Source organism: Micromonospora sp. NPDC005254, assembly GCF_042872525.1.
Lineage (GTDB): Bacteria > Actinomycetota > Actinomycetes > Mycobacteriales > Micromonosporaceae > Micromonospora.
This window is the reverse complement of record NZ_JBIAKM010000001.1, coordinates 99,072-125,358: the sequence shown is the minus strand read 5'-3', so window position 1 is coordinate 125,358 and position 26,287 is coordinate 99,072. Positions and strand designations below refer to the sequence as shown.

The following is a 26,287-nucleotide window of genomic DNA, read 5'->3' as shown; positions in this document are numbered from 1 at the left end:
GTCGAACGTTACGGTGACCGGGCCGGGGCGGCAGCGGACCGCCGGGGCGGACGGCGATGGCACGCCGGCGGCCGTGGAACCCGTCAGCGGCTGGGCCGAGTACCTGGCGGCGGCGCGGCAACTGGATGCGGTCCGGCGCGGCGCGGCTGCCGCCGCCGGTGAGCAGGCCCGCTCGGCGGAGGCCGCCCGGGAGGAACTGACGGTCGTGCGTGCCGGGCTGGCGAGTCAGCAGGAGCGGCTGCGGGAGCGAGGCGTACCGGCAATCTCGCTGGTGCCGTCGCCGCCGGAGCTGACCGAGGCGGCCCGGTCGATGGTCGGCGGCCCGGCCGCAGTACTGGCGGCGCTGCGGGCCGCGCGGGGTCGGGCCGAGGCCGCGGACGCGGCGTTGGCCGCGCGTCGCGGCCTCCGACCGGCCTCCTGGCCCACGCGGGCCCGCAACCTCCTGGTGTACGGGCCGTTGGCGCTGCTGGTGCCGCTGATCCAGGTCATCGTGTACGCGACGACTGGTACGGGCCCGGCCAGCGTGACGGCCCTGATCGCTGGGCTTCCGATGCCGGCGGTCGCCTTCGTCGTCGGCTGGGTGGGTGTCGGTCGGCTGTTCCAGGCGAGCCCCGACGAGCGGCTGGACCGGACGGTGCGCCTCGGTGCGCTGGTCTGCCTGGTGCCGGCGGTGCTGGTCACGGCCGGCCTGCTCCTGGCCCTGCTGGCCGGCTGACCGGCTGACCGGCTGACCGGCTGACGAGCGGACCACCCCGCAGACGCGACGGCCGGCCACCCTCAAGACGCGACAGCCGGCCGTCCCGGAAGAGGGCGGCCGGCCGTTGTCGCGTCCGGGAGGTCAGCGGGGAATGATCAGCGCCATCGCCTCGGCCCGCGACTTGGGGTCGGACTGCAGGACGCCGCGCACCGCCGACGTGATGGTCTTGGCACCGGACTTCTGGATGCCACGCATCGCCATGCACATGTGCTCGCATTCGAGCACGACGACGACGCCACGCGGGGCGAGCTTGCTCATCAGCAGGTCGGCGACCTGCGAGGTGAGCCGCTCCTGCACCTGGGGTCGGCGGGCGAAGACCTCCACGAGGCGGGCCAGCTTGGACAGGCCGGTGATCCGCCCGTCCGGGCCGGGGATGTAACCGATGTGCGCGCTGCCGCGGAACGGCAGCAGGTGGTGCTCACAGAGGCTCATCACGTCGATGTCCCGGACGATCACCAGCTCTTCGTGGTTGGCCTCGAAGGTGGTGCTGAGCACCTGGGCCGGGTCGACCCGCAGGCCGGCGAAGAGCTCGGCGTACGCGCGGGCAACCCGGGCCGGGGTCTGCTGGAGGCCGTCGCGGTCCGGGTCCTCGCCGACCGCGATCAGGATCTCCCGGACGGCCTTCTCGATCCGGCCGAGGTCGACTGCGTCCTCGATCGGGCGCCCGGTCAACCGGCCGCTGATCAGCCGGGCGGCAACGTAGTCCAGCCCGTCGTCGCCGTCGGGCTCGGTCGCGGAAACGGCCAGCTCCCGGTGAGGGGAGCTGGCCGTCGGGTCGTCGCTCAGTGCGTACCGTCCGAGTTGTTGGACGGCGAGCCGCCACCAACGGACGCCTGCGCGCCGTCGGCCTGGGCCTGCGCCTTGAGCTTGTCCTTCTCCGCAGGGGTGAGCACGGGCGGCTCGGTGGACGGCTGGCGCTTGCCGAAGCCGTTGTACGGAGCCAGCGGCGGGCGCTTGACCACCCGCGCGCAGATCCGCGCCATGTCGGCCGTGGAGAGGGTCTCCTTCTCCATCAGCTCGAGCACGATGCTGTCCAGGACGTCCCGGTATTCCACCAGGATCTCCCAGGCCTCGTCGTGCGCCAGCTCGACAAGTGCCCGCATCTCGCCGTCGATCTCGGCGGCCACCGAGTCCGAGTAGTCCCGCTCGTGGCCCATGTTGCGGCCGAGGAACGGCTCGTCCCCGCTGGTGCCGTACTTGATCGCGCCGAGCTTCGAGCTCATGCCGTACTGGGTGATCATCGCGCGGGCCAGCTGGGTGGCCTTCTCGATGTCGTTGCCGGCGCCGGTGGTCGGCTCGTGGAAGACCAGCTCCTCGGCGGCCCGGCCGCCCAGCGCGTACGCCAGGGTGTCGATCATTTCGGCGCGGGTCTGGGTGTACTTGTCCTCGGTCGGCAGCACCAGGGTGTGGCCCAGCGAGCGGCCACGGGACAGGATCGTCACCTTGTGCACCGGCGCGGCGTGCGGCAGCGCCCAGGCGACCAGCGCGTGCCCACCCTCGTGGTACGCGGTGATCTTCTTTTCGTTGTCGCTCATCACCCGGGTGCGGCGCTGCGGACCGGCGACCACCCGGTCGATCGACTCTTCCAGCGAGTCGTTGGTGATCGCCCGCTGGTCCTTGCGGGCGGTGAGCAGGGCCGACTCGTTGATCACGTTGGCCAGGTCGGCGCCGCTGAAGCCCGGGGTACGTCGGGCCACCGCGTCGAGGTCGACGTCGGGGGTGAACGGCTTGCCCTTGGCGTGCACCCGCAGGATGGCCTTGCGGCCCTCCATGTCGGGGGCGTCCACCGGGATCTGCCGGTCGAACCGGCCCGGGCGCAGCAGCGCCGGGTCGAGGATGTCCGGCCGGTTGGTGGCGGCGATCAGGATCACGCCGCCCTTGGTGTCGAAGCCGTCCATCTCGACGAGCAGCTGGTTGAGCGTCTGCTCGCGCTCGTCGTGACCGCCACCCATGCCGGCGCCACGGTGCCGGCCGACGGCGTCGATCTCGTCGACGAAGACGATCGCCGGGGCGTTGGTCTTGGCCTGCTCGAACAGGTCGCGGACCCGGCTGGCGCCGACACCGACGAACATCTCCACGAAGTCCGAGCCGGAGATCGAGTAGAAGGGCACCCCGGCCTCACCGGCGACCGCGCGGGCCAGCAGCGTCTTGCCGGTGCCGGGCGGGCCGAACAGCAGCACGCCCTTCGGGATCTTGGCGCCCAGTGCCTGGTACTTCGCCGGGTTCTGCAGGAAGTCCTTGATCTCGTACAGCTCTTCGACGGCCTCCTCGGCACCCGCGACGTCCGCGAAGGTCGTCTTCGGAGTGTCCTTGGTGATCATCTTGGCTTTGGACTTGCCGAAGTTGAGCACCCGGGAGCCGCCGCCCTGCATCTGCGACATGAAGAACAGCAGCAGGAGCACGAGCAGCGCGATCGGCAACAGGTTGACCAGCAGGCTCACCCAGATGCTGTCCGACGAGACCTTGGCGTCGGCCGGGCCGGTGACCCGGTTGGCCGCCTTGGCGTCCAGCACCTGGTTCCAGATCTCGTCCCCAGCCTGGTACGGGAACTGGGCCTCGATCCGGTCGGTGTTGGTCTCACCGAACTTGGTCTTGTTCTTCAGGTCCAGCTGGAGCGTCTGCTCCTTGTCCTGGAAGACGACCTTGTTGATCTGAGCGGTGTGGAGCTGGTCGAGCGCAACGGAAGTGTCCACGCGGTGGTAGCTGGGACCAGCGGTGAACAGCTGACTGAGCACAACGGCGCCGAGGATGACCAGGATGATCCAGACCACCGGTCGGCGGAAGAAACGCGTACGTTCCATACTGTTGTCGAGCGCCGGAGCGCCCGCATCCTCCTGATCGACGTCCTGACCGTCTGATGGTGTCGCCGCCCTGGGCGGCGTCGGAGCCGCCGTGCGGGCCGGCCTCGACCCCGAGGCGCGAAAACTGCCGCGCCGCGGTCATTCGACGGTACACCGTGTACGCGAGGAGTGAGCTTGCGAGCCCCGCAGTGGTGTATCAATCGAAGGCCCCGTGTACGCGAGGAGTGAGCCCGCGAGCCCCGCCCTCGGTTCTCCGTCGCCATCGACGACGGGCTCCGTGAGCGGCCTCGCCAGCCCCGCACCAGGACGTACGGCGGGTCCGGGCAAGAACCGGCGTGGCGGGGAATCCAGCCCGGCCACCCGCACGCCCGGTCACGCGGTCGAGGAGCCGGGCACGGAGTTGCCTCCGCGCCACCGGGCTCCACGGTAACCGGAACAGCTGGGAGCCCGCTGAACGTCGGCTTGACGAATACCGATGCGAGTTGCTCTCACGCCGCCGGGCGCGACCCGTCGGGACGGTCGGTCGGCGTCAGGACCGGGCGTAGACCTCGGGCTTGAGCACCCCGACGTAGGGCAGCTCCCGGTACCGCTCGGCGAAATCGAGGCCGTACCCGACCACGAACTCGGTGGGGATGTCGAAGCCGACGTACTTCACGGCCACCGGCACCTTGACCGCCTCCGGCTTGCGGAAGAGCGCGACCACCTCGACGCTCGCCGCCGAGCGCGACTCCAGGTAGCGCAGCAGCCAGGAGAGCGTCAGGCCGGAGTCGACGATGTCCTCCACGACCACGACGTGCCGGCCGGCGATGTCCCGGTCGAGGTCCTTGAGGATGCGGACCACTCCGGAGGAGGTGGTGCCCTGGCCGTAGGAGGAGATGGCCATGAAGTCGAGTTCGGCCGGGGGGCCGTTGCGGCCCAACGCCCGGGCGAAGTCCGCCATGAACATCACCGCGCCCTTGAGCACGCAGACCAGCAGCAGTCCGTCGCCCACGTGGGCGTAGTCGGCGGAGACCTGCTTGGCCAGCTCCGCTGTCTTCTCGCGGATCTGCGCCTCGGAGATGATCACGTGGTCGATGTCGGCGTCGTACCAGGAGCCGTCAGCCATGACTCCTAGCCTGCCGTACGTCGGATGGCCTCCGTCGGCGGGGCCGCACCTTTTGGTGCGGTCCCGCCGGGGATCTTCGGCGCAAAGGGCATCAAACGCATCAGCTGGTGCGAGACCGCCAGCGGCGGCCGTCCTCGCTGGGCTTCCAGTCGGCCGAGTCGTGGCTGTCCGCGGTGAGGCCGGCCGCCGAGGCGGCGACGAGCAGGACGAGGAACAGGAGGAAGAGCAGGAACTCCATGGCGGCGCTCACTTTCGCATGGTTGCTGTCGGTTTCGCCGCCGGTGCGCACCGGACTGAGACCAGTCTGCGCCGACTCCCGCCGGCCGGACAGTGGCAGAGATGCCGCTGGGCATCGATTTACTGCCACCTCTCGGGTTACCCTCGTCACATGCTCCGATCCGTCGCCGTCCTCGCCCTCGACCAGGTCGCTCCCTTCGAGCTCGGTGTGCTGGCCGAGGTGTTCGGCACCGACCGGACGGCCGACGGCTTCCCCGCGTACCGCTTCGACGTGTGCAGCCCCGACGGCGCTGCGGTCCGGACGTCCGCCGGCTTCCACCTCACCCCGAACGCCGACCTCGGCCCGCTGGAGGAGGCCGACCTGGTGGCCGTCCCCGCGCACAGCGCGGGCACCGTCATTCCCGACCCGGTGCTCGACGCGCTGCGCCGGGCCGACGCGCGCGGCGCGCACCTGTTCAGCGTCTGCTCCGGCGCCTTCCTGCTCGGTGCGGCGGGCCTGCTGGACGACCGGGAGTGCACCACCCACTGGCGCTACGTCGACGAGCTGCAACGCCGGCATCCCCGCGCCCGGGTGCGCTGCAACTCGCTGTACGTCCAGGACGGTCGGCTGCTCACCAGCGCCGGCACGGCGGCCGGCATCGACGCCTGCCTGCACCTGATCCGCCAGGTGCACGGCTCGGCCACGGCGACCCGGCTGGCCCGGCGGATGGTGGTCCCGCCACACCGCGACGGCGGCCAGTCGCAGTACGTCGAGGCGCCCATCCCCCGGGCCCCCGAGGCGCCGACCCTGGAGCCGGTGCTGGAGTGGCTGATGGGGCACCTGGACCGGACGATCACGGTGGAGGAGCTGGCCGCCCGCGCCGCCATGGCCCCGCGCACGTTCGCCCGCCGGTTCCGCGCCGAGACCGGCACCACGCCGCACGACTGGCTCACCAACCAGCGGGTGCTGCTCGCCCGACGGCTGCTGGAGGAGACCCCGTTGAGCGTGGAGGCCGTCGCCGACCAGGCCGGCTTCAGCGACGCGGCCGCCCTGCGCCACCACTTCAGCCGCCGGGTCGGCGCCACCCCGCACAGCTACCGGACCACCTTCCGGGACCGGGCGGACGGCACCGGGGCTCTCAGCCCGAGCTGAGGGCCGTCAGCCGGTCGCCACGACGGAGTACGCGGACACCCCCGGGCAGGTCGGTGGGACCCTGACCGTGCCAGTCGGTGACCAGGGCGTCCAGCGCGGCGACGTGCCGGTGCGACAGCGCCCCGGGCACCGCGCCCAGCTCCCGCGCCCAGGCGTGCAGCACCCGACCGCGTACGGCGGCGGCCAGACCGGCCAGCTCCGGCACCGCGAGCCCACCGGCGGGGTGCCGGGCCGCCGCCAGCGCCGTCGCCGCCGTCTCGTCGAGGGCGGCGTTGTCCGCCGCCACCAGTCGGGCGGTACGCGCCAGGTTGTCCACCACGCCCGGCCCGAGCGCCCGCACCAACGCCGGCAGCACGTCGGCCCGCACCCGGGAGCGGGCGTACGACGGGTCGGTGTTGTGCGGGTCCTGCCACGCGCTGAGACCAAGCGCGGCACAGGCGGCGCGGGTCTGCTCCCGACCGATCTCCAGAAGCGGGCGCAGCAGCGGCACCCCGGCCAGCTCCCGCCGGCTGGGCATCCCGGCCAGCCCGCGTGGACCGGCGCCCCGGGCGAGCGCGAGCAGCACGGTCTCCGCCTGGTCGTCGCGGGTGTGCCCGGTGAGCACCGCGACCGCCTCGTGCTGCCGAGCCGCCTCGGTCAACGCCTCGTAGCGGGCCTCCCGGGCCGCCGCCTCCGGGCCACCCGGACGCCCGGCCACCCGCACCCGCACCGCCACCACCGGCGCGAACCCGGCCTCTCGGGCCCAGCCGGCCACCGCCTCCGCGCGCTTCGCCGAGCCGGCCTGCAGGCCGTGGTCGACGGTCACCAGGCCGGCGGTCCGGCCCAGGCGGGGCGCCACGAACACGGTGGCCGCCGCCAGGGCGAGTGAGTCGGCGCCACCGGAGCAGGCGACCAGCACCGGGCCGCCGGACGGCAGGTGAGTCAGCGCGCGGCGGACCGCCACCCGGATCGCGGCCACCGGCGGCGCGAGCGCGCCCATCGACGGACGGTCAGCCAGCGGCCGGTACGGTGCCGGCCGGGCCGTGCACCCGCGCCACCCAGGCGTCCGGGTCGCCCAACTCGGACAGCCGGGGCAGGGTGAGCGGCGAGTTGAAGATCGAGTTGAAGCCCTCCATGCCGACCCGCTCGACCACGCCGTGCACGAACTTGCGGCCCTCGGCGTACTGGCGCATCTTGACGTCCACCCCGAGCAGCCGGCGGATCGCCTTCTCCAACGGGTTACCCGCCTCGCGCCGGCGGTTGAACGACGCCCGGATCCGCTCCACGCTCGGGATCACCTGCGGGCCGACGCCGTCCATCACGAACTCGGCGTGCCCCTCCAGCAGGGTCATCAGCGCGGTGAGCCGGTCGAGGACGGCCCGCTGCGCCGGGGTCTGGACAATGTCGAGCACGCTCGTCCGGCTCTCCGGGTCGCGGACCGCCTCGGACAGCGTCGCCACCCCGCGCCGCAGCCGCTCGACGAGGTGCTCGCCGCCGCTGGACGAGGCGTCGACGAACGCCTGCACCTCGCTGAGGAAGTAGGCCCGCATCCATGGCACGGCGGTGAACTGCGTCCGGTGGGTGACCTCGTGCAGGCAGACCCAGAGCCGGAAGTCCCGGGGGTCGGCGCCGAGCTTGCGCTCCACCTCGACGATGTTGGGCGCCACCAGCAGCAGTTGGCCCGGGTCGGCGGAGAAGACCTCGTACTGGCCGAGCACCCGGCCGGAGAGGTAGGCCAGCACGGTGCCGGCCTGCACCCCGGTCAGCCGGGACCCGATCGCCTCGGTGAGCGCGCCGGGTTGCTTGTCGCCGGACAGCCGACTGACCAGCGGAGTGATCACCTCACGCAGCCCGGCGATGTTGGTGGCCGCCCAGTCCCGGCGGTCGACGACCCGCACCGGCGGGTGTGCCACCTGCGCCCGCAGCCCCGTGTAGTCGGCCACGTGCCCGGCCGCCTCGTCGGTCAGCCGACGCAGGTCGCCGACCACGTCGGTGGCCTCCGAGTACGACACCCGGGGGCCCGACTTGCTCAACGCCCCCGCGGTCGCGGCGGCCAGATCCCAGTCCACGAACTGCGCCATGAACCCACCGTACCCGCGTCGCGACACCCCGGCCCGGGCTCGCGTCGGCGATCGACGCCGGTCGCGCGCCCGGCGCCGGCCGGAAACCCCGCCCCGACGCTCGTCAGCGGCAACCGCAGCCGGCCAGCGCGGCGGCGATGCGGTCCAGCGCCGGTTGGGCGGTGTCCGTCCCACCGGGCACCCTGTCGGTGAGCACCGCGAACGTGAGCAGTCGGCCGTCGGCGGTGGTGACCAGGCCGGCGATGGCGTGCACCCCGGTCAGGGTGCCGGTCTTGGCGCGGACGGCGCCCGCCCCGCCGGCGGTGCCGGGAGCGCCCCGGTACCGGTCGCCCAGCGTGCCGGACCAGCCGCCCACCGGCAGACCGCCGAAGACGCCGGCCAGCTCCGGGTGGTCCGGGCTCGCGGCCAGCCGGATCAGGTCGGTGAGCAGTGACGGGCTGATCCGGTTACGGCGGGACAGGCCACTGCCGTCGGAGAGGGTGATCTCCTCGGCGGGCAGGCCCAGCGCCGCCACCTCGGCGTCCATGGCGGCGGCGGCACCGTCGAACGACGCCGTCTGGCTGCGGGTCAGCGCCACCTGGCGGGCCAGCGCCTCGGCCAGCAGGTTGTCACTCTCGCTGATCATGATGTCGACCAGCCGGATCAACGGCGGCGACTGCACCACGCCCAGCTCCGTACCGGGAGGCGGGGTGCCACCGGCGGCGGTCGCCAGGGCCGGGGCCGTGCCCCGCTTGACGGTGCTGGCCGGTACGCCGAGCAGTTGGGCGAACGACCGGCCGGCGGCGAGGTCCGGCTCGGCGACCCGCTCGGCGCCACCGGCCTCGGCACCCGGGTCCTTGCGCGCACCGTCGGTCATCAGCGCGGTCACCGCGCCGCCGTACCCGCCGGTCGGGATGTCGTCGTCCCAGCCGGGGCCGTACACCGGGCCGGAGTAGATCGTGCCGTCGACGGTGACGCTGGTCGGGGCCGTGCCGCCGAGCGCGGTGCGCACCTGCGCGGCCAGGTCGTCCAGGCGTGCCGCCCCGGGGTAGTAGCCCTTCTTGTCCACCGCGAGCGTGGGGTCGCCGCCCCCGACGATCACCACCTCGCCGGGCTTGGCGCCGGCCACCGCCCGGGTGGGGATCCGGTACCCGGGCCCACGGGCGGCCAACACGGTCACCGCGGTCGCCAGCTTCGTCACCGAGGCGGGCACCGTCCCGTCGTCCGCACCCTTGGCGAACAGCGTCTGACCGGTGGTCACGTCGGCCACCGAGACGTTCACGCGGTCGCCCAGGGCGGAGACACCGACCAACGGGTCCAGCGCGGCCCGTACGCCGTCGGGCGCGGGCAGCGGGGCGTTCGGGTCGGGCCCGTCCAGCACGTCCGCCGGAGCGGGTTCCGGGGCGGGGCCGGCGGCGGTCGGCGCGGACGCCGCATCCTCGCCCAACCAGCCGGCGACCGGGCCGGGCCGGGTCACCACGACGCCGACACCGGTCAGCACCAGCAGCAACACCACTGCCAGCACGGCCACCAGCCGCCCCCGGCGGCGCGGCGAGGTCGGCGGCGCTACCGGCGGCTCGGCGTCGGCCGGCGCCGGCAGCGCGGAGATCGGCGGGCCCAGAGGCGGTACGCCGGTCGGAATGCGGACAGTGGGGCCGTCACCGGACGGCGCGCCACCCCGGGCCGGACTGGTCGGGGCGGGACTGGTCGGGTGTGCGCCGCTCGGCGGGGCGCTCGTGGGATGGTTTCCACCGCCCAGGACCGGGAAGCGACCGCTGTTCGGCCCGGCGGAAGTCGCCTCCGACGGGTGCCACGGCAGCGGCGGAGGCCGCTCCGGCGCCGACTCCTCGGGCGCCCGGGGAAGGTGGGCGTCGGGCACCGGGACCCGCCCGGTGGCGCCGCCGGAGCCGGATCGCCCGGTACCACGCGCGGTGCCCCCGTCCGGGCGGTAGTGTGAATCTTCCCTCCCCACGACCCCCTCCTCCCCCAGCGAAAATCGGCTTGGGTGACACTACTTCGGTCCGAAGACTATGCGGTGGCCGGAGTCGGCGGGTGGGCATTCACCTGTCCGGAGGGCGCCACCAGTGGTTCCGTTAGCCAGCGTGGGCAGACGAGGGAGCGTGCAGATGGATTTCGACGTGACGGTTGAGATCCCCAAAGGTCACCGGAACAAGTACGAGGTGGACCACAAGACCGGCCGGATCCGGCTGGACCGCACCCTGTTCACGTCCACCCAGTACCCGGCCGACTACGGGTTCATCGAGGAGACGCTGGGCGAGGACGGCGACCCGCTGGACGCGCTGGTGCTGGTCCCCGAACCGACCTTCCCGGGCTGCCTCATCCGCTGCCGGACCATCGGCATGTTCCGGATGACCGACGAGAAGGGCGGCGACGACAAGGTCCTCTGCGTGCCCTACGAGGACCCCCGCCAGGAGCACCTGCGCGACATCCACCACCTGGGCGAGTTCGACCGCCTGGAGATCCAGCACTTCTTCGAGGTCTACAAGGACCTGGAGCCCGGCAAGTCGGTCGAGGGCGCGACCTGGGTCGGCCGCACCGAGGCCGAGGCCGAGATCCGGGCCTCCTACCAGCGGGCCCGCGACGCCGAGGCGCGCGGCGAGTCCACCCACTGACGAACGCTTACCGACCGGGCCCGGGAGCCGCTCAACCGAGCAGTCCCCGGGCCCGGTCGTACAGGTCGAGCACCGCGCAGGCGACCGGCACCACGGCGACCACCAGGGCCGTGTCGGTGAGGTCCGCGACCCTTCCGAGGTACGGCGAGACCGCGCGCCGGGCGTACCCGGTGCCGGCGGCCACGGTCACCAGGCCCAGCGCCGCGCCACCGAGGACCAGCGCCAACCGGCCGGTGTCGTCGGCCCGGTCGACCAGCACCGCACCCAGCACCGCGTAGCCGGCGAGTCCGGCGAGCACCGTCGGCACCCGGTGCCGCAGTGCCACGAACAGCCGCGACCGCAGCAGCAGCACGGCCGAGACCACCGCCACCAGCACCGGCCCGGCCGTCCCACCGGCCACGCCGAGGACGACCGCCGCGCCCACCGCCAGCACGGCGTGCCCGAGCAGCATCCCGGTCAGCACCTCCTCGGTGCGGGTGACTGCCGCGTGCACCCGACCCCGGTCCGGCAGGTCCCGGGGGCGCTCCGGCTCGGCACCCGACGCGGCGGCCGGCAGGGTGATCGGCGGCAACGGCAGCTTGCCCAACCGGATGGCGAGCAGCGGGATCGCCCCGAGGGCGAAGACCAGCGCGCTGAGCAGCACCGCCGCCGTGCCCGCCGGGGTCAGCAGCAGCGCGCCGAGCGCCGCGCCGGCACCGAGCAGACCGACCGTGACGCCGGCCACGAAGACCCGCAGTCGGCTGGCCACCCCGAGCAGACCGACCAGCGCCACCAGCAGCAACGCCACCGAGCCGGTCAGCAGCTCGGGCGCGCCGACCCAGCGCATCGGCCCGAGCGGGCCGACCGGATCACCGGAGCCGATCGCCAGGGCGCCGGCCACGAAGGCGTACGGCAGGGCGTAGCCGCCGAGCGTCGCCCCGGCGGCGCCGTCGCCGTTGGCGCGGGAGGCGACCGCGCCGGCCACGGTGAGCAGCAGCGCCACCACCGCCGCCGCGAACCAGCCGCTGGGCAGCGTCGGACCACCGGCGAGCAGGGCGAACAGCCCGACGGCGAGCGGCACGGCGGCACCGGCCAGGCCGGCGACCCGGGTGGCGTCCGGTGACCAGGCCCCACCCCGTCGGCGGGCGCCGTCGGCGATCGCCTCCACCACGTCGTCGTACTCCAACTCGGGCCAGTGGGCGCGGGCCGGCACCAGGTGCAGCACCTCACCGTCGCGGACCCCCTGCGGCAGCAGCGCCTGCGCCGTCGCCAGCAGCGCCCCGTCGGTACGACGCAGCACCCAGCCGCCGTGCCGCTCGCCGTCGTCGGCCAGGCCCTCGCCGGCGTGTCGGAGCACGTCGGGCAGCAACTCGGCCAGGGGCACCTGCTCCGGCAGTGCGACGTCGACCCGCCGTTGCGGCGCGCTGATGGTGACGCGGGCCAGCCCGGTTGTCATCGAGTGATCTCCATATCGAGGGGGATCGGAGGCTGCGCGGACGACAGGACTTTACCTACGATGAGCCAGGCTCGGGTTACCCAGCGCTGTCAGGAGGCCGAGTGTCCACTGTCGTCATCAAGCGCCCGCCGCGTCGGCCGGCGCCGGAGATCCCCGTTGGCGAGCTGCCCGTCGAGGCGCCGCCGGAGATCCCCGCGGTGGCCGGCGGACGGTGGCAGCAGATGCTGATGGTGCTGCCCATGCTCGGCGGCACGGTGGCGATGGCGATGATGTTCGGCCGGGGCGGCGGCGCCTACTCGTACGTGGTGGGCGGGATGTTCGGGCTCTCGTCGCTGGCGATGCTGGTCACCTCGTGGGGCAGCGCCTCGGGCACCCCGAAGAAGTCGGAGATGATGGCGGCCCGCCGGGAGTACCTGCGCCACCTGGCCACGCTGCGCCGCCGGGTCCGGCAGACCGCCGGGCAGCAGCGGGCCGGGCTCTACTACCGACACCCCGACCCGGGTCGGCTGTGGTCGACGGTGGACAGCCGCCGGGTCTGGGAACGCCGCCCCGCCGACCCGGACTTCGCTGTGGTACGCGTCGCCGTCGGGCCGCAGACCCTGGCCACCCCGCTCGTCGGACCGGTCACCCGACCGCTCGAGGAGCTGGAGCCGATGACCGCCGGCGCGCTGCGCCGCTTCCTGGACGCGTACTCCGTGGTGCCGGAGCTGCCGGTGGCCCTGTCGCTGCGCAGCTTCGCCCGGGTGCACGTGCGGACCGCCGCCGGTGGCCCGGCCAGCGGTGGGCCGCCCACCGGCGACCCGGCCGCCCAGGCCCTGGCCCGGGCGGTGCTGACCCAGTTGGCCGTGTTCCACGCCCCCGACGAGCTGCTGATCGCGGTCTGCGCCGGCCCGGAACGCCGGGCCGGCTGGGAGTGGGTGAAGTGGCTCCCGCACGCGCACCATCCCTCTCGCACGGACGCGCTCGGGCCGGTGCGGCTGGTGACCTCGTCGGCCGCGCAGCTGGAGCGGCTGCTCGGTGACGTGCTGGCCAGCCGGTCCCGGTTCAGCCCGGCCGGACCGGCCACCGACGGCCCGCACGTGGTGGTGGTCCTCGACGGCGGTGACCTGACCGGCGCCACCGACCTGACCGGCGACGGCGGCATCGACGCGGTCACCGTGCTGGACCTGGACACTCCGCCGCCCCGCCTGCTCGACCGGTACGCGCTGCTGTTGGAGCTGCGCGGCCGGCGGCTGCACTCGTGGTCGGTCCAGGGGCACGCGGAGGTGGGCACCGCCGACCACCTCGACCTCGCCGACGCCGAGGCGGTCGCCCGGCGGTTGGCGCCGCTGCGGCTGGCCGGCACGGCCCGCGGCCCGGACGCCCCGCTCCAAGTCGAGCTGGGCCTGCCGGAGCTGCTCGGCCTCGGCGATCCGGAGAGCTTCACCGCCGAGCAGGGCTGGGCGCCGCGCTCGGCCCGGGACCGGCTGCGGGTGCCGATCGGGGTGGGTGTCGACGGCGGCGCCATCGAGCTGGACCTCAAGGAGTCCGCCCAGGACGGGATGGGCCCTCACGGCCTGCTCATCGGAGCCACCGGGTCCGGCAAGTCCGAGCTGCTCCGCACGCTGGTGCTGGGGTTGGCGGCGACGCACAGCAGCGAGCAGCTCAACTTCGTCCTGGTCGACTTCAAGGGCGGCGCCACCTTCGCGCCGTTCGACCGGCTGCCGCACACCGCCGCCGTGATCACCAACCTGGCCGACGCGCTGCCCCTGGTCGACCGGATGGTCGACGCGATCAACGGGGAGCTGGTCCGCCGGCAGGAGCTGTTGCGCCGCGCCGGCAACTTCGCCAGCGTGCGCGACTACGAGCGGGCCCGCGCCGCCGGCAGCCCGCTCGCCCCGCTCCCGTCGCTGCTGCTGATCTGCGACGAGTTCTCCGAACTGCTCTCCGCCAAGCCCGACTTCATCGACCTGTTCGTGCAGATCGGCCGACTGGGCCGGTCGCTGGGCGTGCACCTGCTGCTCGCCAGCCAGCGCCTGGAGGAGGGCCGGCTGCGCGGGCTCGACACCCACCTGTCGTACCGGATCGGGTTGCGCACCTTCTCCGCGCTGGAGTCCCGGACGGTGCTCGGCGTGCCGGACGCGCACGAGTTGCCCCGCTCGCCGGGTCACGGCTACCTGCGGGCCGGCACCGACCCGCTGGCCCGTTTCAAGGCCGCGTACGTCTCCGGAACGGTGCGCCGCCGGGCCGCGACGGCGGGTGCCACTGCCGGCGGCGGTGCCCGCCTGCTCACGTTCACCACCCACGCCGTGCCGCTGCCCGAGCCGGCCACCCCGGCCCTGACCATGGCGGCCGAGGACGAGAGTGACCGGGAGACCCTGCTCGACCTGCTGGTCGATCGGCTCGTCGGGCAGGGCCCGCCCGCCCACCAGGTGTGGCTTCCGCCGCTCGGTGAGCCACCGGCCCTGGACGAGCTGTTGGGCCCCGTCGAGGTGGACCCGGCGCGCGGGCTCACCGTGGGCAACCCCGAGCTGCACGGCGCGCTGGGTGTGCCGGTGGCGGTGGTGGACCGGCCGTTGGAGCAGCGCCGGGACCTGCTCTGGCTGACCCTGGACGGCGCGGCCGGGCACGTCGCGGTGGTCGGTGCGCCGCAGAGCGGCAAGTCCACCGCGCTGCGTACGCTGATCTGCGCGTTGGCGCTCACCCACACCCCGGCCGAGGCGCAGGTCTACTGTCTCGACTTCGGCGGCGGTGGCCTCGCGGCGCTGCGCGGTCTGCCGCACGTGGGCGGCGTGGCCGGCCGCGCCGATCCGACCGCCGTGCGGCGCACGGTCGGCGAGATGACGACCCTGCTGGCCGAGCGGGAGCGCCGATTCGCCGAGCTGGGCGTGGAGTCGATGGCCGTGTACCGGCAGCGTCGTGCCGCGGCGGGAACGACCAGCCAGCCGGGCGCCGACCCGTTCGGCGACGTGTTTCTGGTGATCGACGGCTGGAGCACCGTCCGCGGCGAGTACGACGACCTGGAACCGCTGGTCACCGACCTGGCCACCCGGGGTCTGTCGTACGGGGTGCACGTGGTCGCCACGGCGCTGCGCTGGCTGGATTTCCGCCCGGCGATCCGGGACCTGTTCGGCTCCCGGTTGGAGCTGCGCCTCGGCGACCCGGCCGACTCCCTGGTGGCCCGCCGGGCGGCGGCGAACGTGCCGGAGCGCCCCGGCCGGGGGGTGACGGCGGAGAGCCTGCACTTCCTCACCGCGCTCCCGCAGCTCGCCGCCCCGGGCGCGGGCACCGCCGACCTCGTCAAACGGATCGCCGACAGCTGGGCCGGCCCGGCGGCGCCCCGGGTCCGGCTCCTCCCGCCGGTGCTGCCGTACGCCGACCTGGATCTCGCCGCGACGACCGGGCTGCGGCTGCCGATCGGGATCGCCGAGGCGGACCTGCGGCCGGTGCTGCTCGACTTCGCGAGCGAGCCGCACTTCGTGGTCTTCGGGGACGCGGAGTGCGGCAAGTCGACGTTCCTGCGGGCGCTGGCCGCCTCGATCACCACCCGGTTCACGCCGGAGGAGGCCCGGGTGATCCTGGTCGACTACCGGCGCAGCCTGCTCGGCGCCATCGAGACGCCGCACCTCATCGGGTACGGCACCGCCGCCGCGCACACCGCCGACCTGGTCGAGTCGGCCGCCGGATACCTGGAGCGGCGGGCTCCCGGGCCGGAGGTCACCCCGCAGCAGTTGCGGGACCGCTCCTGGTGGTCGGGGCCGGAACTGTTCGTGCTGGTCGACGACTACGACCTGGTGGCGGCGGGGCCGGCGAACCCGTTGCGGGCCCTGGAGGAGCATCTGCCGCACGCCCGCGACGTCGGGCTGCACCTGGTGCTGGCCCGCCGCTCCGGAGGTGCGGGACGGTCCCAGTACGAGCCGATCGTGCAGCGGCTGCGGGAGCTCTCCACCGCCGGGCTGGTGATGGCGGGCAGCCCCGAGGAGGGTGCGCTCGTCGGCCCGGTGCGGCCCGGGCCGCTGCCGGCGGGCCGTGGTCGGCTCGTCACCCGGCGGGAGGGCGTACGCCTCGTTCAGCTCGCACATCTGCCGCCACCATGACCTGTCTCGGTAGTTCCTCCCGTGACGGGTGGGGAAACCGGTAATCTCCGATCGTCGTGGTTCCGTCGTCGGATTGAATGGCTGGGGATGTGACAGGGGTTCGGCACAGCGGTCCGGCAGTGGCCCGGCGGGCCGGCCGGGCGCTGCTCGGTGTGGCGGCGATGCTCGCTGTCGCGGTCCCGACCGCCGCACCCGTCGCCGCGCCCAGCAGCGGCGGGCAACTCGCCGGCGCGTCGGTGGCGCTCGCCCCCGGTGACAGCGTCGCCCGCACCGACCAGGTCCGTGACGAGCAGTGGCAGCTCGACGAGTTGCGGGCCGACACGGCCTGGCGCACCTCGACCGGCCGGGGGGTGACCGTGGCGGTGGTCGACTCCGGTGTGGACGCCAACCATCCCGACCTGGCCGGCCAGGTGCTGCCCGGCCTCGACCTGGTCGGGCCCGCCGGCGGCGCCGGGCCGGATCCGGTCGGTCACGGCACCACTGTCGCGGGCCTGATCGCCGGGCGTAACGACGACAAGCGGGGCGTGGTCGGCCTGGCGCCGGATTCCCGGATCCTCCCGGTCCGCGTGCTGGACGAGCGCAACAAGTACGACGACGCCCTGATCGTCGCGAAGGGTGTCCGCTGGGCGGTCGACAACGGCGCCCGGGTGATCAACCTGTCGCTGGGCGGCAGCGGGGACAGCCCCGCCCTGGCCGCGGCTCTGGACTACGCGTTCGCCCGCGACGTGGTGGTGGTCGCCTGCACCGGCAACCTGGCCACGTCGACCGACTCCAAGGTCTGGTACCCGGCTCGCGAGCCGGGCGTGATCGCGGTCGCCGGGCTGGAGCGCAGCAGCGACAACCTGTGGTCCGGGTCGATCACCGGCCGGGCGACCGTGCTCACCGCCCCCGCCACCAACCTGGTCGGCGCCCGCCCGGCCGACGGGTACTGGCGGGTGCAGGGCACCAGCTTCGCCGCGCCGTTGGTGGCCGCCACCGCCGCGCTGGTCCGGTCCCGCTTTCCGGACATGCCCGCCGGCGAGGTGGTCAACCGGTTGCTGGCCACCGCCCGTGACCTCGGCCCGACCGGCCGGGACGACCGCTTCGGGTACGGGGTGGTCGACCCGGTGGCGGCGCTGACCGCGGACGTTCCCCCGGTCACCGCCAATCCGCTGGACGATCTGACCTCGCCGGGCGTGGTCGGCTTCGGTCCGGCCCCCGGTTCGGGCGACAACGGCCCGGTCAGCGGCGCCGGCAGCGACCCGCTCGGTTTCACCGCTCCACGGCAGCAGACGGGGTGGACGGCCCGGCCGGCGGGCGTGCCGGACGAATCCGCGCCGGAGCAACTGTGGACCGGGGTTGTGCTCTTCGCCGCCCTGGTGACCGGCGCGGCGCTGATGGTGCGCCGGTTCCGTCAGCGCGCTCGCTGAGCGCCGCTGACGGCAGGTCTGATTGCCCGGCGGGTGGGGTAGAACCGTCCGCATGAGCACGCCCGCCCCACGTAGCCTCGACACCACCCGGCGCCCGTCCTGGCGGCGCCGCCGCCTCGACCCGGACCACTCGTTGGGTCTGCGGCTGACCCTGGCGGCGACGGCGGCGTTCCTGGTGCTGGTGCCGTTCGCCCTGCTCGCGCTGCTGGTGCTCGGTGCGTGGGCGCCGCTGCACCGGCTGGACACGACGATCACCGACGCGCTGCACGACCACGCGGTGGACCACCCGGCCTGGGTCGCGCTGATGGAGGTCTGGAGTGCGGTGTTCGCGCCCATGCCGCTGCGGGTCGTGGCCCTGCTCGTGGTGATCTGGCTGCTGCGCCGGCAGGCTCGGCGGCTGGCCCTCTGGGTGACCACGACGATGGTGGTCGGCGGGTTGATGGGTCCGCTGCTCAAGTTGCTCGTCGGCCGGGACCGGCCGGAGCTGCTCGATCCGGTGGCGCGGGCCGCCGGCTACTCGTTCCCCTCCGGGCACGCGCTGAACGCCACCCTGGCCGCCGGGGTGCTGCTGCTGGTGTTCCTGCCGTACGTCCGACGCTGGGCCTCGCGGGTCGCGCTCTGGGTCGCCGCGCTGCTGCTCACCGTGGTGACCGGGGTGAGCAGGGTCGCGCTCGGTGTGCACTTCACCAGCGACGTGCTCGGCGGTTGGCTGCTCGGCGTGGCGGTGGTCGCGGCGACCACCGCGGCGTTCACCAGTTGGCGGGCGCACACCGGCCTCCGACCGGTCCGGCCGGTCCGCGACGGCGTCGCGCCCGAGGTCGAGCGGCAGCCGGACAAGACCTGAGGCGTGACGACGACGCCGACCGGGTACTGGCCCGCTCATGTCCGACACCGTGGTCCAGATCGTCCGGCGGGTGCTGCTGCCGGTGTCCCTCCTGTTCGGTTTCATGGTGCTGCTCGGGGTGCTGGTCACCCGCGTGTTCGCCCGGACCTGGCCGTTCACCGTCGAGGACGCGGTGAATCGGGAGTTCGCGGGTGACCGCACCGGCGGCTGGAACGACGTCTCGCTGGTGTTCAGCACGCTGGCCAGCACCCAGATGATCGTCGTGGTCACTGTGCTGGTGGCGCTGGCGCTGCGGCTCTGGCTGAAGCGCTGGCGGGAGCCCCTGTTCCTGTGCGCGGCGGTGACCGCCCAGGCGCTGGTGTTCCTGCTCACCACGATGGTGATCGACCGGCAGCGGCCGGCGGTGGAGCACATGGATGTCTCGCCGCCCACGTCGAGCTTCCCGTCCGGGCACACCTCGGCGGCCGTGGCGCTCTACGTCGGTATCGCGGTGCTGATGGCTCTGCGGGCGCGCAGCACCGGAGCGAAGGTCGCCTGGTGGACGCTGCTGCTGATGGTGCCGGTGGGTGTGGCGCTGACCCGCATGTACCGGGGGATGCACCACCCGAGCGACGTGGTGGCGTCCTTCCTCAACGGCGGCGCCTGCGTCGCGATCATGGCCCGGGCGGTGCTGGACCGGGGACTGCGCTGGGGGCGGACCAAGCTGCCGCTCGCCGCACCGGCCCGGACCTGATCCGGCGCGACGCTCAGGTGCACTCGCCGGTGGCGACGGCCCGGTTGCGCTCGGCGCCGGCCAGCGCCACCGGCCGGGCCTCGGCGGCGGTCACCGCGAACCCGGTGTTGGGGTCGTCCGCCGCCGCCGCGAAGATCACGCCGAGCACCAGGCCGTTGGCGGAGAGCAGCGGCCCACCGGAGTTGCCGCTACGCACCAGAGCCCGGATGGTGTAGATCTCCCGGGTGACGTCGCCGGAGGAGTAGATGTCCGGCCCCTTGATCCGGTCGACGTCCCGAACCCGCGCCGACTGCGCGTTGTACGGGCCGTCGAGCGGGAAGCCGAGCACGATGGCGTCCGAGCCGCTGCCCGCGTTGCCGGCGGCGAACCGCAGCGACGGGCCGGGCAGCCCCGGCACCAGCAGCACCGCCAGGTCGCGGTTCGGGTCGTAGACCACCACCTGACCGTCGTACCGCTCCCCGCCCAGCTCCACCGCCACCGATCGGGTGCCGGCGACCACGTGGGCGTTGGTCATGACCCGGTCGTCGGCGTACACGAAGCCGGAGCCCTCGATGCGGCGCGAACAGCTGGGCGCGGAGCCGAGCACCTTGACCACCGAGCGCTGACCGTTGACCACCAGCTGGGAGCCGGCCAGCGCCGGGTCGGGCGGGTCGACCTGCCGGGCCCGGGTGGGCGCGAGACCACCGAAGACGTCCGGGAACCCGTCGGTGTCGACGGTGTCCTCCAGAGCGGTGGAGAGCCGGTGCGCCTCCTCCGGCAGCACCCCGTTCACCACGGTGATCAGCGCGCTGTTGCGCACCGCGGCGGCGAGCCAGGGCACCGACGACGACCCGAGCGGTACGGCGACGAGCCAGGCCAGCAGGAGCACCGCGAACAGTGAGACGAACGCCCCGCCGATGTCGTCGACCCGCCGACCCACGTCGCTGGTGATCGTCTTGCGCAGGTGCGAGCCGAGCCAGCCGGCGAGCGCCTGCCCGATCACGGCCAACCCGAAGATCGCCACCAGTGAGATCAGCACCCGGGTGCCGGCGTCGACGAACTGCCTGGCGAACAGCGGCCCGAGTTGCAGGCCGAGCAGCAGTCCCAGGAAGAAACCGGACAGCGACGTGATGCCGATGACGAAACCCTGGCGGTATCCGCTGATCGCGAACACGAGCATGAGCAGCAGCAGGACGAGATCCACGACGGACACGGGGTCCAGCGTACGGGCAGCGCGCCTACCGGATGACCACCGCTTGCGGAAGGTGACCGCGTGGTCAGCGTAGGGCGGTCTCGTCGACCTCTTCGGTGCCGGCCGACGGCGCGGGAGTGGCCCCCGTGGGCGGCAGCTCGACCAGCCGGCCGGGCGACCACGGGCGGGCCCAGCCACCCATCTCCAGCAGGGCCGCCAGCACCCCGGCGGTGAAGCCCCAGACGAGCATGCCGCGCGCCGAGAACGCCGGCCCCTCCCAGCCGCTGGGATGGCGGACCCGCAGCCGGTTGGCCGGGTCGACCAGCTCGCGGACCGGCAGTCGCGCCACGTGCGCCACCTCGGCGGGCTCCCGCGGGTGCACCGGGTGCGGGTCGTGCCACCAGGCCAGCACGGGGGTGACCACGAAGTCGCTGACCGGGATCCACAACTTCGGCAGTTCGGCCAGCACGGTGACGCTGGCCGGGTCGAGGTCGACCTCCTCGTTCGCCTCGCGGAGCGCGGTGGCCCGGACGTCGGCGTCCTCCGGGTCGGCCGCCCCGCCCGGGAAGGCCGGCTGACCGGCGTGGTTGCGCAGGGTGGCGGCCCGTTGCAGGACCAGCACGTCGGGGCCGGTGCCGGGCTGCTCACCGAGCAGCACCAGCACGGCGCTCTCCCGGCCGCCCTCGGCGGGGGTGGTCAGCCGGGTGAAGTCCTCGGCACGGGCGGTGCCCAGCCGGGTCAGCAACGGCTCGATCCACTCGGGCGGTCGGCGGATCATGCTGGCACCGTCAGGCCGAGATGCTGGCGGACCAGCTTGGCGATCTGCGCGTCATCGAGCGCCCCGGTGGCGTCGATGTGCCGTATGCGGCCCTGCGCGTCGACGAAGAGGGTCAGCGGGAAGGCGTTGCGCTTCAGTTCCCGCTGCAGCGCGTCGCCCTGGTCCACCAGGATCGGGAACCGTACGCCGAAGTCCTCGCCGATGGACTGGGCGCCGCCCCGGCTGTCCCGGGTGTTGACCCCGACCACCTGGAGTCGCCCGGCGGCGCGCTCGCTGAGCCGCTGGAAGGCGGGCAGTTCCTTGCGGCACGGCCCGCACCAGGAGGCCCACACATTGATCACGGCTGGCCCGGCCACGTCGCGCAGAGCGACGGGGGCGCCGCCGGTGAAGCAGGCGAGGGTCAGCTCCGGCAGCTCCTGCCCGCCGGGTGCCGTCGCCGTGCCGGGCGTGGCGGGGGCCGTCGTGCCGGCGCCGGGCGACGCGGCCGTGGGGGGCGTGCCCAGCCCGGCGCAGTCGCGGAAGGGCGACGGCCGTTCGGCGGCGGCCGGCCGTGGTGCGGGGTCGTCGGCCGGGCTGCCGGTGCAACCGGCAACGACCAGTAGCAGCGGCAGGACGAGCAGAGCGAGGCGCCGGTTCACGGCACCTCCGCGGCGACCGCCTGCGCGGGCACCAGCTCCGGATCGACCCCGGCGGCCACCGCGAGGTCACGCGCCCGAGGGCCCTTGAGCAGCTTGGCTGCGGCAGCCGGCTCGGTCGGGCCGGTGCCGTACGAGGGGCAGAGCTTCGCGAGCGTGCACGCCCCGCAGGCGGGCTTGCGGGCATGGCAGACCCGTCGCCCGTGGAAGATGATCCGGTGCGACAGCATGGTCCAGTCGCGCTTGTCGTACAGCGCGCCGATCGCGTGCTCGATCTTGACCGGGTCGGTTTCGGTGGTCAGCCGCCACCGGTGCACCAGCCGCTGGAAGTGCGTGTCGACCGTGATCCCGGGGACGTCGAAGGCGTTGCCGAGAATGACGTTTGCGGTCTTGCGGCCGATCCCGGGAAGCGTCACCAGGTCGACGAGCCGGCCGGGGACCTGACCGTCGTACCGGTCGAGGAGGGCCTGCCCGAGCTTGAGCAGCGAATCGGTCTTGTTGCGGTAAAAGCCGGTGGGCCGGATCAGCTCCTCCATCTCGCCCCGGTCGGCCCCGGCGTACGCGGCGGCGCTCGGGTAGCGGGCGAAGAGCTTCGGGGTGACCTCGTTGACCTTCTTGTCGGTGCACTGCGCCGAGAGGATGGTGGCGACGGCCAGCTCCAGGGCGTTGGAGTGGTCCAGCTCACAGTGCGCGTCGGGGTGCGTCTCGGCCAGCACCCGGCCGATCTTGCGGGCACGACGTTTGCGCCCGAGATCGGTCTCGCTGGCACCGGGAGGGCTACTGGTCACGACGGTCAGCCTACGTCGCGCCCCGGACGTTCCTGCTCGGGTCAACCGGCCGTCGGCGCGGTGATCCTGCCCTGCCCGTCGAACCGGGCCCCGCCCTTCGGGAAGTCGGCGCGACTCAGCTCGGTGACCAGGCCCAGGCCCCGGTCGTCCGGGTCCATCGTCGGCTTGCCGGTGGAGTTCATGTACGTCGAGGTGAACGTGCCGCCGGCCCAACTGCCGTCCGGCTTGAGCGACACCTTCAGCACCCCGCCCCAGCCGAGCCGGCCGGTATTGATCAACGTGTTGCTACCGCCGGCGAAGTTGCCCAGGCTGTACGCGATCAGACGCCCCTGATAGAACTCCATGCCGCGCAGCACGTGCGGCCCGTGCCCGACGATCAGATCCGCGCCCGCGTCGATCATGGCGTGCGAGAACTTCACCGGGTCCCCCCGGTTCTCACCCAGGAATATCTCGGTGCCGGGTTTCACCCGGGTCTGGTCCGCGCCCTCGCCGCCCATGTGCACCTGCACCACGACCAGGTCGGCCATGGTGGCCGCCTTGGCCACCACCGTCTTGGCCTTGGCGATGTCGACCAGGCTGTTGGACCAGACATACGACGAGAAACCCACCACGGCAACCTTGACGCCCTTGACGTCGACCACGGTGATCTCGTCCGGGGCGCCGGTGTGCTCCAGGTCGTACTTCTCCAGCGCCTTCTGCGTGTTCTCGTAGCCCTTCGGCCCGTAGTCGTAGCCGTGGTTGTTGGCCTGGTTGAGCACCTTGAAGCCGGCGTCGCGCAGGTGCGCGGCGTACTCCGGTGGGGCCCGGAACTGGTAGCAGCGGGTGGAGTTGGCCCCGCACTTGCCGGCGCCGGTGTCCACCGTCAGCGGCTCCTCCAGGTTGCCCATCACCAGGTCGGCCTTGAGCGCCTGCTTGACCGAGTCGAAGAAGCCCGTGCCGCCGGCGGCGGGGAGCCGGCTCGGCGCGTTGCCCATGATGATGTCGCCGGTGGCGGAGAGCGAGATGGCGCCACCCCCGCCGGAGGTTGCGGCGCCGCCGCTCGCCTTCGGGCCGGACGTGGTCACCGGCGCTCCGGTGCCACCACCACCGGCGCCGGGCTGCCACACCGGGGCCTCCCCGCTGTCGGCACAGCCGGCGACGAGCAGGGCGGCCAGCAGCGCCGCGAGGCCGAGGGCGACGCGACGGAACGGGCGGGGCGCGAGGGGGGCGGAAGCGTACATCGCCCGCGACCCTACCGGCCCCGTAACCCGCCGACGAGGGCCGATCGGTCGGAAGTTCAGCCGGTCAGCCGGTCTGACCAGGGAACGACCGGCCGGTCACCGCCCGCGCGCACTGCGGCGTGCACGGCTCGGGCCAGCGGGGCGCCCCAGGTGGAGCGCGGGCCGCCGTACGCGACCTCCGGCCCGTCCACCGGACAGAGCACGGTGACCGCGTCGGTGGGGGTGCCGGTCCCGGGCAACCCCAGCTCGACGATCGCCTGGGTCTTCGCCTCGGTGGCGGTGGCGACGGCGTTGACGAGCGCCGAGTCGGCGAGCCGGGCCGGCACGTACACCACGATGTTGACCGTGCCCACCCGCTGGGCGAGCGCGGCCGGTTCCGGCGCGGCGGCGGGCACCGGGGTGCCGAGCCCGACCGTCGCCCAGGCCCGCACCCCGGTGTCGGTCCGGGCGACCACCTCGGTCACGTCGACGCCGGTCAGCAGGCCCACTCCGGGCCCGTCGAGGGCCAGGTCCGCGGCGAGCGCGGTCAGGTGGGCGGCGGGGTCGTCCCGGTCGTACGACATGGGTACGGTCGCGTTCAGCACCCAGTGCCGGACGCCGATTCCACCGCCGAGCGGGCCGCTGCTGACCGCTCGTAAGGGGCCGTCGGCCCGCCAGACGAGCAGCGGAATCTGCCGCCCGTCCTCGGCGCGGCTGGTCAGAGTCGGGTCGCTCAGCACGTCGGGCAGGTTACGCCCACCGATCAAGATTCCAGGGGCGACCTCTGATTCATGCTCACGTGCGCCTAGACTTGACGGCGCGCGAGGGGATCAGCGGACGGCGGCCCCGGCCGAGAAGACGGCACGCGCAACCGGAGGTGCGCGATGGATGAGGTACTGGCCCGCAGCGGGATCTTCCAGGGTGTCGACCCGGAAGCTGCCGAGGCGCTCGCCAAGGAGATGGAGACGATCGAGGTCCGCAAGGGCGAGATCGTCTTCAATGAGGGCGAGCCCGGCGACAGCCTCTATATCCTGCTGTCCGGGAAGATCAAGGTCGGCCGCCGGGCGGCGGACGGCCGGCAGAACCTGATCGCGGTGATGGGGCCGTCGGACATGGTCGGTGAGCTGTCGCTCTTCGACCCGGGTCCGCGTACGGCGACCGCCACCGCGGTGACCGACACCCGGCTGGTGCGGCTGCGCAAGCAGGCGCTGCGGCCGTGGCTCAACAACCGCCCGGAGATCGCCGAGCAGTTGCTCCGCGTGCTCGCCCGGCGGCTGCGTCGGACCAACGACTCGCTCGCCGACCTGATCTTCACGGACGTGCCGGGTCGGGTCGCGAAGAACCTGCTCCAGATGGCCGGCCGGTTCGGCACGCGCGATGGCGGCGTGCTGCGCGTGACGCACGACCTCACCCAGGAGGAGATCGCCCAGCTCGTCGGCGCCTCCCGGGAGACGGTCAACAAGGCGCTTGCCGACTTCGCCTCGCGCGGCTGGCTGCGGCTGGACGGCAAGAGCATCATCATCCTGGACCCGGAGCGCCTCGCCCGCCGCGCCCGCGTCTGAGCGGTACGTCCCGTCCCCGCCTGCCGTCACCGACGGCAGGCGGGGACGTTTTCGTCTGCCCGGCGCAGAAATGCTGGCTCGGTGCGGCAGCAGCGGTGAGGGTGGGCCCATGGTGAACAGAGTTGCGGTGCTCTCCGACATCCACGGCGTACTCCCCGCGCTGGAGGCCGTGCTGGCCGAGCCGGACGTCGCCGCCGCCGACCTCATCGTGCTGACCGGCGACATCGCGTCCGGCCCGCAGCCGGTCGAGGTGCTGGACGTGCTCGCCGACCTGGGTGACCGGGTCTGCTGGGTGGGCGGCAACTGCGAACGTGAGCTGGTCGACGCACGGGCCGGCCGGCCCGCCGCTTTCGAGGTGTCCCACTGGGCCGGCGGGCAGCTCCGCGAGGACCAGGTGGCCCGACTCGCGGCCCTGCCGGCGACGGCGACGTTCGAGATCGACGGCCTCGGGCCGACACTGTTCTGTCACGCGACCCCTCGTGACGACGAGGAAGTCGTGCTCGTCGACTCCCGAATGTCCCGCTGGTCGGAGGTGTTCGCCGGCCTCCCGGCCGAGATCGCGACGGTGGTCTGCGGCCACACCCACATGCCGTTCACCCGGCTGGTCGACCGGCGCCTGGTGGTCAACCCGGGCAGCATCGGCATGCCGTACGGGGGTGCGGGCGCGTGGTGGGCGCTGCTCGGTCCGGGCGTACAGCTGCGCCGCACCGCCTTCGACGTGGACGCGGCCTGCGCCCGGGTGGCGACGGAGTCGACCTACCCCGACGCCGCCGCCTGGGCCGACGAGTACCTGCGCTCCCAGCACAGCGACGCCGACGCCCTCGCCGTCTTCGGCCCGCGCGACGGCCGCTGACCCACACCGCTCCGACCCCGCACATGCCCCCGGCGCTGCACATGCCCCCGGCGCTGCACAGGGCCTCGACGTTGCGGACGGCCTCGACGTTGCGGACGGC

23 protein-coding genes are annotated in these 26,287 nt (G+C 73.6%); 9 read left to right on the top strand and 14 right to left on the bottom strand.

What is annotated here, in order from left to right:
• Window positions 1-13 precede the first annotated feature (13 nt).
• Window positions 14-715, top strand: a complete 702-nt coding sequence (locus ACFYPR_RS00565) for a hypothetical protein (RefSeq protein WP_387258683.1) — start codon at window positions 14-16, stop codon at window positions 713-715.
• 123 nt (window positions 716-838) lie between these two features.
• Here the strand turns inward: ACFYPR_RS00565 and folE are convergent, their stop codons facing one another.
• The 4 genes from folE to ACFYPR_RS00545 form a co-directional block, all read right to left on the bottom strand.
• A complete protein-coding gene (gene folE, locus ACFYPR_RS00560) occupies window positions 839-1,504 on the bottom strand; it encodes a GTP cyclohydrolase I FolE (protein WP_355135933.1) in 666 nt (221 codons plus the stop codon).
• Window positions 1,505-1,539: 35 nt separating this feature from the next.
• Window positions 1,540-3,558, bottom strand: coding sequence for an ATP-dependent zinc metalloprotease FtsH (gene ftsH / locus ACFYPR_RS00555; RefSeq protein ID WP_387258157.1), 2,019 nt, complete (start codon window positions 3,556-3,558; stop codon window positions 1,540-1,542).
• A 529-nt stretch (window positions 3,559-4,087) separates the two neighbouring features.
• Window positions 4,088-4,663 (bottom strand): hypoxanthine phosphoribosyltransferase, encoded by a 576-nt coding sequence (gene hpt, locus ACFYPR_RS00550; RefSeq protein ID WP_354860805.1) that lies wholly within the window; start codon window positions 4,661-4,663, stop codon window positions 4,088-4,090.
• A 100-nt stretch (window positions 4,664-4,763) separates the two neighbouring features.
• Window positions 4,764-4,913, bottom strand: coding sequence for a hypothetical protein (locus ACFYPR_RS00545; protein ID WP_234587421.1), 150 nt, complete (start codon window positions 4,911-4,913; stop codon window positions 4,764-4,766).
• Window positions 4,914-5,051: 138 nt separating this feature from the next.
• Here ACFYPR_RS00545 and ACFYPR_RS00540 point away from each other — a divergent pair, with 138 nt between their 5' ends.
• Window positions 5,052-6,032: a GlxA family transcriptional regulator gene (locus tag ACFYPR_RS00540; protein ID WP_387258155.1), complete on the top strand. Its 981-nt coding sequence runs from the start codon at window positions 5,052-5,054 to the stop codon at window positions 6,030-6,032.
• Here the strand turns inward: ACFYPR_RS00540 and tilS are convergent.
• The 3 genes from tilS to dacB form a co-directional block, all read right to left on the bottom strand.
• Window positions 6,019-7,011 (bottom strand): tRNA lysidine(34) synthetase TilS, encoded by a 993-nt coding sequence (tilS, locus tag ACFYPR_RS00535; RefSeq protein ID WP_387258153.1) that lies wholly within the window; start codon window positions 7,009-7,011, stop codon window positions 6,019-6,021. The two genes, ACFYPR_RS00540 and tilS, sit on opposite strands and share 14 nt — an antisense overlap.
• Window positions 7,012-7,021: 10 nt before the next feature.
• Window positions 7,022-8,092: a zinc-dependent metalloprotease gene (locus tag ACFYPR_RS00530; protein ID WP_354860810.1), complete on the bottom strand. Its 1,071-nt coding sequence runs from the start codon at window positions 8,090-8,092 to the stop codon at window positions 7,022-7,024.
• A 103-nt stretch (window positions 8,093-8,195) separates the two neighbouring features.
• Window positions 8,196-9,671, bottom strand: a complete 1,476-nt coding sequence (gene dacB, locus ACFYPR_RS00525; RefSeq protein ID WP_387258681.1) for a D-alanyl-D-alanine carboxypeptidase/D-alanyl-D-alanine-endopeptidase — start codon at window positions 9,669-9,671, stop codon at window positions 8,196-8,198.
• Window positions 9,672-10,197: 526 nt separating this feature from the next.
• Between dacB and ACFYPR_RS00520 the strand changes: the two genes are divergently transcribed.
• Complete coding sequence (locus tag ACFYPR_RS00520) at window positions 10,198-10,704, top strand: inorganic diphosphatase (RefSeq protein WP_039907066.1); 507 nt, start codon at window positions 10,198-10,200, stop codon at window positions 10,702-10,704.
• A gap of 31 nt (window positions 10,705-10,735) precedes the next feature.
• On the opposite strand, the gene eccD is transcribed toward ACFYPR_RS00520, so the two are convergent.
• Window positions 10,736-12,139: a type VII secretion integral membrane protein EccD gene (gene eccD, locus ACFYPR_RS00515; protein ID WP_387258151.1), complete on the bottom strand. Its 1,404-nt coding sequence runs from the start codon at window positions 12,137-12,139 to the stop codon at window positions 10,736-10,738.
• A gap of 101 nt (window positions 12,140-12,240) precedes the next feature.
• Between eccD and eccCa the strand changes: the two genes are divergently transcribed.
• From eccCa to ACFYPR_RS00495, 4 genes are all read left to right on the top strand, one after another.
• Window positions 12,241-16,215, top strand: a complete 3,975-nt coding sequence (eccCa, locus tag ACFYPR_RS00510) for a type VII secretion protein EccCa (RefSeq protein ID WP_387258149.1) — start codon at window positions 12,241-12,243, stop codon at window positions 16,213-16,215.
• A gap of 77 nt (window positions 16,216-16,292) precedes the next feature.
• On the top strand, window positions 16,293-17,624 hold the full coding sequence (gene mycP / locus ACFYPR_RS00505) for a type VII secretion-associated serine protease mycosin (RefSeq protein ID WP_355064917.1): 1,332 nt from the start codon (window positions 16,293-16,295) through the stop codon (window positions 17,622-17,624).
• Between the two features lie 52 nt (window positions 17,625-17,676).
• Window positions 17,677-18,468 (top strand): phosphatase PAP2 family protein, encoded by a 792-nt coding sequence (locus ACFYPR_RS00500; RefSeq protein ID WP_354860818.1) that lies wholly within the window; start codon window positions 17,677-17,679, stop codon window positions 18,466-18,468.
• 37 nt (window positions 18,469-18,505) lie between these two features.
• On the top strand, window positions 18,506-19,201 hold the full coding sequence (locus ACFYPR_RS00495) for a phosphatase PAP2 family protein (protein ID WP_354860819.1): 696 nt from the start codon (window positions 18,506-18,508) through the stop codon (window positions 19,199-19,201).
• Between the two features lie 13 nt (window positions 19,202-19,214).
• Here ACFYPR_RS00495 and ACFYPR_RS00490 read toward each other — a convergent pair whose 3' ends face one another.
• From ACFYPR_RS00490 to ACFYPR_RS00465, 6 genes are all read right to left on the bottom strand, one after another.
• On the bottom strand, window positions 19,215-20,393 hold the full coding sequence (locus tag ACFYPR_RS00490; protein WP_354860820.1) for a MarP family serine protease: 1,179 nt from the start codon (window positions 20,391-20,393) through the stop codon (window positions 19,215-19,217).
• A 64-nt stretch (window positions 20,394-20,457) separates the two neighbouring features.
• The gene (locus tag ACFYPR_RS00485; RefSeq protein ID WP_354860821.1) at window positions 20,458-21,150 is read right to left on the bottom strand and encodes a CoA pyrophosphatase; all 693 of its coding nucleotides are present in this window, start codon (window positions 21,148-21,150) and stop codon (window positions 20,458-20,460) included.
• Entirely contained in the window at window positions 21,147-21,788 is a 642-nt protein-coding gene (locus ACFYPR_RS00480) for a redoxin domain-containing protein (RefSeq protein WP_354860823.1), read from the bottom strand. Before ACFYPR_RS00480 ends, ACFYPR_RS00485 begins: the two co-directional genes overlap by 4 nt.
• A complete protein-coding gene (nth, locus tag ACFYPR_RS00475) occupies window positions 21,785-22,573 on the bottom strand; it encodes an endonuclease III (protein WP_354860824.1) in 789 nt (262 codons plus the stop codon). Before nth ends, ACFYPR_RS00480 begins: the two co-directional genes overlap by 4 nt.
• Before the next feature lie 41 nt (window positions 22,574-22,614).
• A complete protein-coding gene (locus tag ACFYPR_RS00470) occupies window positions 22,615-23,793 on the bottom strand; it encodes a CapA family protein (protein ID WP_387258146.1) in 1,179 nt (392 codons plus the stop codon).
• A gap of 56 nt (window positions 23,794-23,849) precedes the next feature.
• Complete coding sequence (locus ACFYPR_RS00465) at window positions 23,850-24,512, bottom strand: adenosylcobinamide amidohydrolase (RefSeq protein ID WP_354860828.1); 663 nt, start codon at window positions 24,510-24,512, stop codon at window positions 23,850-23,852.
• Window positions 24,513-24,656: 144 nt separating this feature from the next.
• Between ACFYPR_RS00465 and ACFYPR_RS00460 the strand changes: the two genes are divergently transcribed.
• Window positions 24,657-25,334: a Crp/Fnr family transcriptional regulator gene (locus ACFYPR_RS00460; protein ID WP_007466162.1), complete on the top strand. Its 678-nt coding sequence runs from the start codon at window positions 24,657-24,659 to the stop codon at window positions 25,332-25,334.
• 109 nt (window positions 25,335-25,443) lie between these two features.
• Window positions 25,444-26,187, top strand: coding sequence for a metallophosphoesterase family protein (locus ACFYPR_RS00455; protein ID WP_355064908.1), 744 nt, complete (start codon window positions 25,444-25,446; stop codon window positions 26,185-26,187).
• The last annotated feature ends 100 nt before the right edge of the window (window positions 26,188-26,287 follow it).